A 9,607-nucleotide genomic window follows, 5' to 3' on the forward strand; every position below is an offset into this window, starting at 1 on the left:
TTACTGCGTTGATCGGCAGTTGCGCCGCGGCGGCCGGCTGGCCTTTGGAGGGGCCATCCATGAAGACGCGTTCGACCTTGCTGGGCCTGATGCTCGGCTTTGGCCTTCTTTTGCTGGTGGGACCGCAGAGCGCGTCGGCGCAATGCTGCGCGCCGCCCCCGCCGCCCCCGGTGTGCTGCGCGCCGCCGACGCCGCCTTGCTGCACCCAGCCGCCGCCGCCGCCCACTCCCCCCACGACACCGTGCTGCGGCGACCCGGGGCGTCCGAACATCAACGTCCACGTCTCTAACGTGAACGTCGCGGTCGCCAGCGCCTCGTCCGGCGCTCGAGCCGGCGCTGGCGCCAGCGCCGGCGCCGCCGTCTACTATGGCGGCGGCTACAGCGGCGGCTACACCCCGCCGATGGTCACGGGCTCGGTTCAGCTCAATGTCGACGCGGGCAGCCGCATCCGGCGCGTGCCTTACGAGGCCAGCCGCATGCGCACGCGTCAGGTCGTCATCCAGGCCGTGTGCATCGACGCCCGCCAGATCCCGCACCCGGCCTCGCAGGTCCGTCCCGACCGCGATATCGCCGCCTCGTTCGAGGGGGAACTCTATCGCTGCATCGCCGGCACCTGGCTGCAGGCGACTATCGCCGACTTCAGCGGGAAGGTCGACTTCAGCGGCGGCAAGACCATGGCCTGCGAGAAGGGCCAGGCGCTCTATCACGGCCGCGACGGCAAGCTGGAATGCCGCCGTCAGACCCCGGCCCGTGACTGCAACGAGCGCTCGCTGCTGCGTCGCTTCGGCGCCGGCGTGAAGGTGCTGACCATCACCGAGATCGAGACCTACACCGCCTACCGCGAGGAAGAAGAGCGCCTCCAGACTGTCAGCGGCTCCCTGAGCCTCGACGGCGGCGTCGGCGGCTACATCTACTAGGCTTCGAAGAACTGAAAGCCGCAGCTAAGCGGCGAGGGCGGCGCCACGTGCAGCCGCCCTTTCGATTCCTGGACTACGAGATCGCCAGCCAAGGCCGCGCGCGCGGCGTCCAGGGAGGCGACGCGGACGCGGACGGCGCGCTCGACGTCCTGGCCGAAGGCTTCCCTCAACCGGTTCGGCTCCCAGTATTCGAAGCCGGTCAAGTCAAGGATCCCGCCGGCGGCCTGCGCAAACGGCCCCGGCCGAGCGCCAGCGAAGATCAGCCCGGCAGCCTCCATCGCCGTGTTGGAGTGCGAGAACCACTCCGGCATGGCGTCGGCGCACGGATAGGCGTGCTCGATGACCGCCAGTCCTAGCGGGGCGATGCGCTCGCGGATCGAGAACAGTTTGAACGGTTCATGGGCAGGCTCGCCGTCCCGGCTGCGGATGAGGCGGTAGGCCGTGGCCAGCCGCATGTCGCCTAGGCGGCGGGCCGCCGATTCGAGGTCCGAGGTCAGGAACAGCGCGCCGCCGGGACCGACCGCGGCGGGCGCTCCAGGGGCCTGCAACAAATCGAACCAGCCGCGATCCATGAATACGCAGTGATTGTCCCAGCGAGCCTCAGGTTGATCGGGCGACGTGTAGAAGCCTCGCGGCGAGACGGTGAAGCCTAGTGCGCCGAACGCCTGCGCCAGACCAGGGAGGTCCGGTCCCTGAAACGGGATGTGATCCAACGGCAGCATGGTCGCCCCTTCTCAGGAGCGATCTTGGCGCAACTCGAAGTCCGCGCAAGATCGAGGCGACGGGGTCGCTGATACGGGCGAGACCCCCCGACTGCCGTTCCAGTCCCGCGACAGCGCCGCGGATTCGCCGGAGGATAGAGCCAGCCCGCCGCCAGCTTGACCATATGACGCTATGCCGCGCTCGGCGCGACGATCGGCGCCGTTCCCTACTTCTTGGCGGGCACGACCTCTAGCATCCACATGGCCTCGTCCTTGAGCACCGCCTGGGCGGCGCGCTGCACGTCGGCGGCGGTAACCCTTTCGGTGCCTGGGATCAGCCCGCGGGTCGCGTCCAGACGGCGTGGGTCGCTCTGCACGCCGGACAGCTCCGACAGCCAATAGCCGTTGGTCTCGCGCGCCTTCTCGATCTGATCGATCCGCGGCTTCTTGGCGCGCGCCAGTTCGTCGGCGGTGACGGGCTTGTCGCGCAGGTCGGCGGCGATCTTTTTCACGTCGGCGAAGAAGTCTGACAGCTTGGCGGGAGGAATCTCGACGCTGGCGGAGATGTAGCCCCAGCCCGGCCAGACCATGCTGTGGCTATAGACGACGCTAGGCGAGTACGTCGCGCCCTGCGTCTCGCGGAGCTCCTCGATCAGGCGTAGCTCCAGGATCTCCCCGAGCACGGCGGTGTCGCGCGCCTTCTGCGGGTCGGCGAAAAAGTCGTTGGTGCGCCAGGCCAGGTAGCCGATCGACTGATCGGCGCGGCCTTTGTGCGTCAGGACGACCGGTTGTTGAACGCCGGCCGGGAAACCGACCTCGCGCTGGGCGGAAGCCACCTGGTTTTCCTGCCGGGGCGGCAGGGCGCCCAGGGTGCGGGCGACCGCCTCCGTCGCCTTCTCCACCGTTGTATCGCCGACGATCACCACCTCGATCGGACCGTCGGCGAGGGCGGGGGCGATCATCTTCTGGAAGTCGTCGAGCTTGGCGTTGGCGATCTGATCGTGGCTGGGGAACGCCCATCGCTTGTCGCCGTCGCGCAACAGCCGCGCGAGGTCGCGGCTGAGCACACCGGAATCGGTCGACTCGTACTGATCGTTGGCGGTCTGGAACGCGCTCTGCAGCCGCTTGAACGCCTCGGCCCGCCACCCGGGTTCGGCGACATAGGCGGTCAGCACCTGCATCTGAACGTCCAGGTCCTCCGGCCGGGTCGCCCCGCTCAGTACGAAGGCGTCGTCTGCGACGCTGAACTGGGCGCCATAGACGCGGCTGGCCAACACGCGCTCCATGTCCTCGGCGCTGATCTGCTTGAGGCCGCCCTCGATGTAGGCGCCCGAGGCCCAGCCAAGGCTCTGGGCGTCCTTGGGCAGCTCGAGGCGCCCGTCGCCGACATTGATCCTCACCAGAACCTCATCGTCCTTGAAGCGGGTCGGCTTGACGGTCAGGCGCACGCCGTTCTCGAAGCGGACGAAGGTGGTGTCGAAGTCCGGCGCGTCCCTGGTCTCGACGACCTTCCCGGCGCCGCCGAACGAGGGGTACGGCCAGGCGACCTCGGCGGCGGCCGACGGCTCGGCGACCGCGACCTTGCGCGAGGCGTCCAATTCGGCGAGCACGCTGGCCTCGCCTCCCTCGATGGGCCGGGGCGAGGCCATGAACAGCAGAGGGCCTGCGCCGGCGAAGCTGGCCTTCAGGGCGGCCGACACCTGCTCAGCCTTCAGGTCCTTCACGGTCTGCTCGAACAGGGCCAGATCCTGCGCCGGATCGGTAACGACCTCGCGGTCGCCCAGCGACGCGACGATCTCGCCGGCCAACTGCGCGGGCGTGCGCGTGGCCGCGCCTGCGGCGTCCGCCTTCAGGCTGGCGCGGTACTCGGCGATCTCGCGATCGAGTTCGTCCTGGCGCACGCCATACTGCACGGCGCGGCGCTGTTCCTGTTCGGCTGCGGCGAGAGCTTCGCGCCAGCGGTCGGGCTCGGCGTTGACGATCAGCAGCGTGGACTCGGCCGCATTGTACTCGTTGTTCTTGAAGACCCCTGACGCAAGGAACGGCGGTTGGTCCGCGCGGGCGAGCCGTTGCAGGCGCCGGTTGAGCACCGAGAAGCCCAATTGTTCGACGAGGTCGCTCTTGCGCCTGGCGATCGTGTCGGCGGCCAGATCCGGCTTACGCATCCAGGCGATCTGCATCGACAGCGGGGCGCCGGGCTCGACGACCAATTTCGCTTCGGTCTTGCGCTGTTGCAGTTGTCCCAGGTTCGGGGCCTCGCCCGCCGGTCCGGTTGGCGTCCAGTCGCCGAATTTGGCCTTGATCTTGGCCTCCATCGCATCGACGTCGAAGTCGCCGACCGCCACCAGCACCGCGCGCTCGGGTCGATAGTAGCGGTGATAGAAGTCTGTGAACTCGGAGGCCGGCGCGGTCTCCAGCACCTGGACCTGGCCGATCGGATAGCGGGTCGGCGGGCGCTGGCCTTTCAGAAAAAAGCCCAGCCTTTCCTTGTAGATGCGGTAAGGCGGGGTGTCGCGGGCGCGTTCCTCCGACAGCACCACGCCGCGCTCGCGGTCGATGGCGCCCTGGTCAAGCGTCAGGTTGCCGGCCGCTTCGCGCATCAGCATCAACGCGGCGTCGACGGTCTCGTCGTTGGTGCGCGGCAGGTCGAGTTTGTAGACCGTCTCGTCGAAGTTGGTCGATGCGTTGGTGTCGGCGCCAAAGGCCAGGCCCAGCCGCTCGAGGATCTTGATCATCTCGCCTTCGGGCACGGCTTTGGAGCCGTTGAAGGCCATGTGTTCGAGGAAATGTGCGAGGCCCTGTTGGGCGTCGGTTTCCATCAGCGAGCCCGCGTCCATGCGCAGCCGGATCGCCGCTTGGCCGGCCGGGATCGATTGCTTGCGGATCGCATAGCGCATGCCGTTGGGCAGGGCGCCGAAGCGGATCGTCGGGTCGGGAGCGACGTCGGACCTCGCCTGCGCCCATTCGCCGGCCTTCAGCGCCGCCGGGGCCGCGTCCGCCGCCGCTGTCTTGTCGCGCCCCAGTTTCGGGAAGGGCAGACTGGAGGCGTCCATAGGCCAGGACAGGGCGATAGCGAGCACAGAGGCCGCGCCGAAGAGACGTCGCATCAGGTGTTACGGATCCGAGACCAGTTAAGCATCGCACCATGCACAGGCGAGGATGGCCTTCGCAAGGCGCGGTTGCGGCGCAGAAAGGCGGCTATTGGCCGGAAGGACGGCTGACGTAGTAGGTGGCCGAGTTGCCGACCGCGTTGGCCGCGCCGCGGGCCGATCGGCCGGACGTCACATTGACCACGCTCTGCGCGCCGACGTCGGCGTTGTTGATCTGGTCGTTATTCACGTCCAGGCGGCCCTGACAGTCGGAACACGCGTAGCCCGTGACTGAGTTGCCGTAGGCAGTGGCGCTGACGCTGGCGTCATAGCCCTCCGTGCCGTCGAACCGGGCTACGGCCTCGATGCCGCCGCCGTCGTTGGACTGCACGGTGTCGAGCAACAGTTCGCCGCCGATGTCGCCCGCTACGATGGCGTTGCCGACGCCATAGGCCGATGCCGAGGCCGATCCGTACTGATAGGCCGAAGAGGCCGACTGCGCGCGGACATAGGCCTGGTTGCTCTGGCGCGCGGTGACGTCCAGCAGATCGCCCTCGTTGACCGTGTTGACGTTGTTGCCAGACGCCGTGGCGGTGGTGACCGCGTCCTGCACGTTTGCAAAGGCCGTGAACTGCGCGGCCTGGGTCAGCGGGGCGGTGTTGTTCTGGTCGACGATCATCCGGGCGGCCGAGCCGTTGGCGCCCGACAGGGTGACGTCGTTGGCCGCCGTGGTGGCGGCGAAGCTCGCCGTTCCGGCGACATAGCCATAGACGCCGCCGCCGTCGGTGGTGACGGCCGCGGCGTTGGTCTGGCTGGTCCGCACCCCGCCCGAAGCGTATTCGAGGCCAAAGGCTTGGGCGTTGCCGGCCGCCTGGACCGAGCTGGCGATCTCGCCGGTGCGCCCGCCGGGGGCTTCGGTGTGGCTGTGGGCGGTCACCGCGTTCGCCCCGGTCGCCTGGGTGTAGACGCCGGTCACAGTGGAGCCGTAGCCCGTGGCCTGGACGAAGTTGCCGGTGGCGGTGGTCGTCAGGCTGGTGGTCTCGCCCGAGTTCGACGCGACGTCGAGCCGGGTGTCCGCGACGACCTCGCCCTGCGTCTCCTGGTACGAACGCATATCGGCGTCATGGCGGCTGGCGGCCGCCGAGTAGGCGTTGCCGGTCGCCGTCGACGAGCCTTGGGTGTCGTCGCTGACTTCGACCACGTTCAGCGACTGCTGGCTGAAGACGTCGCCGAACTGAACCTGATTGTTGAGGACCGCGGTCGGCTGGGTCTGGCTAGTAGCGGCTTGGGATTGCAGAGTCGCGGCGAGCGTTCCAACGAGAAGGATCTTCGCGCGTCTGACCATTGTTGGTGCCCAGGTTGTTGTAGGCCGGAACATAGCCGCCGGTGACGCCGACGGAGCCGATCGCGCCGAGCGGATCGTAGGTGAGGCAGGACTGAGGGCCCGGCATGCCGTAGAGGTTGGCGGTCATCTCGACCACGGCGCGTTCCACCAGGCTGCGGACCGCCAACTGCATGGGCTCCAGCGCTCCCGCGCCGGCCGAGATGTCGAAGACATTGCCGTTCAGGAAGTCGAACCAGCCGACGCCGACTTCGCGGCCGATCACCTGCTTCTGGTACGAGATGACGTCGACCACCTCGAGCGTGCGGGTATTGATGAGGCGCAGGTCCAGGCCGATGTTCATCACGAACAGCCGGCCACGGAACGACCCTTTGGGATCCATCGGATCGAGGTCGCCTCCGGCGATGTCGATGCCGGACGAGCGGATGTTGTAGTTCAGCTCGGTGATGCCGCCCGCGACATAGAAATCCGAGCCGGGCACCTGGCCGGCCAGGATGCGACGGTAGTCGGCCGCCTGGTCCGGCGCCGGGTTCGGGGTGTCCGAGATCAGCTTGTTGTTGGCGTACTTCAGCTCAAGTTCGGAGACCGAGGTGTCGAAGCGCTCGACCAGCGGCATGCCGGCCTTGGCGAAGGCCGACATCGCCATCAGCGACGCGCCCTGGGTGATCTTGCGGCCCGAACCGTCGGATTCCGACTTGCCGGTGTAGTCGGCGATGCGGCCGATGGCGATGCGCGGCGCCACGAGATTGGTGTTGCGCGCGAAGCCGGCCATGCAGACCAGGGCGTCGGAGTAGGGGGTCGGGTTGGCGGTCACCGGCGCGGTGCCGATGCTGCGGGCGTAGTTGCCGCTCGGGCCGGCGATCGGCGTGGCGCAGGCCGAAAGGGCGATGGCGGCGGCGCTGAGCAGGACTCCGGCGCGGAGGGCGCGACTATTGGCCATTGGGCGCGACGCCTCCGTTCAGGGTGGAGCCGGCTGAGACGTTGCCGTTGTTGGTCTGCGACGAGTTGACGATGACCGTGTTGTAGTTGCCCTGGGTGACCACCACGAGGCTATTGCCGATCGCGGTGGAGCCGCCGCCCAGCGAGCCGACGCCGGAGTAGGCTTCGCCGGCGCCTGAACCGAACGCGAAGCTCGATTGGTCTTCGCCGGTCTGGATGATCCCGTCGATGATCACCCGGTTGCCGTTGGCGTCACGCGTGGAGACGTTGACCGCGTGGTTTTCCGATCCAGCGCGGCGGCCGTAGCCGGCGTTGAAGTCGGCGGAATTGGTCGACATCGATTGGGCCTGCGCCGTGGCGACGCCCATAAGACTCGCCACGCCGGCGAACGCCAGCATGCGCAGAGCTGTGAAAGGTGCTGCGGCCATGGCCTTGGGAAGTCCCACCCCGAAAAAGACGACGGCCGGTCGCACATTGCACTCAGACAGGCCGAACTTGAGTGTATCTAGGGGTCAGACCCTCGCGATTTGGTTAAGGCGAGCGGAATAAGGTGAACGCCGGTCTTTTTCTTTGGTCGGGTGTGGAGTGCGGGTTTTGAGCGACGACGAGCGGCAGCCGATCTTCAACGCGCCCTGGCCAGCGGTCGTGGCCACCATGGTCATCGTGCTCGGCTATCTCGTGCAGACGTTCCTGCCGCAGAACTGGCTGCTGGCGAATTTCGCCTTCTCATCCGCCGCCTTCGAACAGGGGCGCTGGCCGCTCCTGTTCACAGCCATCTTCCTGCACGGCAGTTGGGCGCATGCTCTGATGAACGGGGGGGCGGCGCTCGCGTTCGGCACGCCCGTGGCGCGCTACTTCGGCGCCAGTGCGCGTGGGGCACTGATCTTCCTTGTCTTCTATCTATTGTGCGGCGGGCTCGCGAGCCTGGGCTACGGCCTCGTCAATCCGGGCAGCACCACGCTTATGATCGGCGCCTCTGGCGCGGTGGCCGGCTTGGTCGGCGCGGCCGCGCGCCTGATCGGACGCCCGACCCCCGGCCCGTTCCTGAGCTCGCCGGTGATCAGCATGACGCTGGGGTGGATCGCGGTGAACCTGATGCTGGCCCTGGTCGGCTTCGCGCCGGGGCTCGGCGGCGCAGGGGTCGCCTGGGAGGCGCACATCTTCGGATATATCGCCGGACTACTGATGGTCGGGGCCTTCGGCCGCGTGGCGGGCGCCCAGCAAGCCTGACGTTTTCGCGAGAACGTTGATTTTGCAAGCGTCCTGCGCGACGCTTCCCTGACGGTGACAGGGAGAACGTGCAGATGCTTGTGTCTCAGATCCTCAAGGCAAAGGGCGACCTCGTCTTTACGGTCGGCCCGGCGGAAACCGTCGGCGCGATCTGCGCCCTGCTTCATTCCCGCAGGGTGGGCGCGATGGTGGTGCTGGACGCTGACCGCGTGGTTGGGATCGTCTCGGAGCGCGATCTGGTGAGCGCGCTGGCGCGGGACGGCGCTGGGGCGCTCGACCGGCCGGTGACCAGCGTCATGACCCACGACGTGATTTTTGCGGATCCGAGCGAGACGGTAGACTCCCTGCTTGGGCGCATGACCGATCGCCGTATCCGCCACCTGCCGGTCTGCGTGTCCGACCGCTTGGTCGGTATCGTGTCGATCGGCGACCTGGTGAAGTGGAAGATCTCTGAGGTCGAGGCCGAGGCGGACGGCCTGAAGGCCTACATCGCCACCGGCTGAGCGGAGGCGTGATCTTCTACGCCTGGATAGGCACGAAAACCTCGGCGCCGGCCGAGGCGGCGGCGTCCGCCAGGCTGTAACCTTCCAGAACGTCCGAGGTCGCGTCGCGCGCCTTCAGTAAGGCCTCGCGCAGAGCGCAGGTGGCTAGGTCCGGACAGTCCTCGCATTTGCGGAAGGAGAGACGGCTGACGCAGGGCGCCAGGGCCAGCGGTCCGTCGATGACCCGGATCACTTCCGCAAAGCTGACCTCCGCGGCCGGGCGGGCGAGGGTGTAGCCGCCGAACTTTCCACGGCGGCTGACAACGATGCGGTTGCGCGCGAGCTCCAGCAAGATCGCCTCGAGGAACTTGCGCGGCGCGTCGGCGCGGACGGCGAGTTCTCCGGACGTCACCTGGGCGCCGTCGGCGCGCGCCAGTTCAACGAGGGCGCGCAGGGCGTAACGGGCCTTTTGCGACAGCATTCTCTTATATGTCTCCTAGTCTCATCCCTTAGATGCCGACACGAGGCTTTCTACAAGGTGTGCGAGCGTTATCCGACAATGCGCCACAGCCAAGTCTGCGCGGTCGGCGCGGAGTTCTCCCCACCAAGTTCATCGAAGCGTCATGCATGCTGTTGACTCCCCCGGGGCGGGGGCCTAGACAGCCGCCTCCTCGGACGGGTCGCCGCCGGGACGGACTGAAGAGATCCCTTGGATCACTTGGGTTTGCCGATGGCGAAACGGTTGAGGGTTGATCCGTTTTCGGATGTTTTCCGGTTCTTCCGGAGCCTTCGAAAAGAAGCTGAAAAAGCCGGGTTGACGAGGACGGGGCGGCCCTCTAGATAGCCGCCTCCCTGGACGGGGACGCCGCCGGGACGGATTTGAGAAAGCCTTGGTTTTCTTGGGTTT

Annotated in this window: 10 protein-coding genes; 3 read left to right on the top strand and 7 right to left on the bottom strand. The window is 67.5% G+C overall.

What is annotated here, in order from left to right; all coding sequences use genetic code 11:
• The first annotated feature begins 59 nt into the window (after positions 1–59).
• Entirely contained in the window at positions 60–917 is an 858-nt protein-coding gene (locus GGQ61_RS14060; protein WP_221221017.1) for a hypothetical protein, read from the top strand.
• On the opposite strand, the gene GGQ61_RS14065 is transcribed toward GGQ61_RS14060, so the two are convergent.
• From GGQ61_RS14065 to hfaA, 5 genes are all read right to left on the bottom strand, one after another.
• Positions 914–1,639 (bottom strand): VOC family protein, encoded by a 726-nt coding sequence (locus GGQ61_RS14065; protein ID WP_183773771.1) that lies wholly within the window; start codon positions 1,637–1,639, stop codon positions 914–916. The two genes, GGQ61_RS14060 and GGQ61_RS14065, sit on opposite strands and share 4 nt — an antisense overlap.
• Positions 1,640–1,845: 206 nt before the next feature.
• Complete coding sequence (locus GGQ61_RS14070) at positions 1,846–4,725, bottom strand: M16 family metallopeptidase (RefSeq protein WP_183773773.1); 2,880 nt, start codon at positions 4,723–4,725, stop codon at positions 1,846–1,848.
• Positions 4,726–4,816: 91 nt separating this feature from the next.
• Positions 4,817–6,052: a holdfast anchor protein HfaD gene (hfaD, locus tag GGQ61_RS14075; protein WP_183773775.1), complete on the bottom strand. Its 1,236-nt coding sequence runs from the start codon at positions 6,050–6,052 to the stop codon at positions 4,817–4,819.
• Complete coding sequence (gene hfaB / locus GGQ61_RS14080; protein WP_183773777.1) at positions 5,982–6,989, bottom strand: holdfast anchoring protein HfaB; 1,008 nt, start codon at positions 6,987–6,989, stop codon at positions 5,982–5,984. Before hfaB ends, hfaD begins: the two co-directional genes overlap by 71 nt.
• Positions 6,979–7,416 (bottom strand): holdfast anchoring protein HfaA, encoded by a 438-nt coding sequence (gene hfaA / locus GGQ61_RS14085; protein ID WP_183773780.1) that lies wholly within the window; start codon positions 7,414–7,416, stop codon positions 6,979–6,981. The genes hfaB and hfaA overlap by 11 nt, the downstream gene beginning before the upstream one ends.
• Before the next feature lie 166 nt (positions 7,417–7,582).
• Between hfaA and GGQ61_RS14090 the strand changes: the two genes are divergently transcribed.
• Together GGQ61_RS14090 and GGQ61_RS14095 are read left to right on the top strand one after the other, a co-directional pair.
• On the top strand, positions 7,583–8,218 hold the full coding sequence (locus GGQ61_RS14090; RefSeq protein WP_183773782.1) for a rhomboid family intramembrane serine protease: 636 nt from the start codon (positions 7,583–7,585) through the stop codon (positions 8,216–8,218).
• A gap of 74 nt (positions 8,219–8,292) precedes the next feature.
• Complete coding sequence (locus GGQ61_RS14095; protein ID WP_183773784.1) at positions 8,293–8,721, top strand: CBS domain-containing protein; 429 nt, start codon at positions 8,293–8,295, stop codon at positions 8,719–8,721.
• A 16-nt stretch (positions 8,722–8,737) separates the two neighbouring features.
• Here GGQ61_RS14095 and GGQ61_RS14100 read toward each other — a convergent pair whose 3' ends face one another.
• A complete protein-coding gene (locus tag GGQ61_RS14100) occupies positions 8,738–9,181 on the bottom strand; it encodes an RrF2 family transcriptional regulator (RefSeq protein WP_183773786.1) in 444 nt (147 codons plus the stop codon).
• Between the two features lie 233 nt (positions 9,182–9,414).
• On the bottom strand, positions 9,415–9,607 hold a 193-nt coding region (locus tag GGQ61_RS22030), incomplete at its 5' end, for a hypothetical protein (RefSeq protein WP_221221018.1).

This window comes from Phenylobacterium haematophilum (assembly GCF_014196295.1).
Classification (GTDB): domain Bacteria; phylum Pseudomonadota; class Alphaproteobacteria; order Caulobacterales; family Caulobacteraceae; genus Phenylobacterium; species Phenylobacterium haematophilum.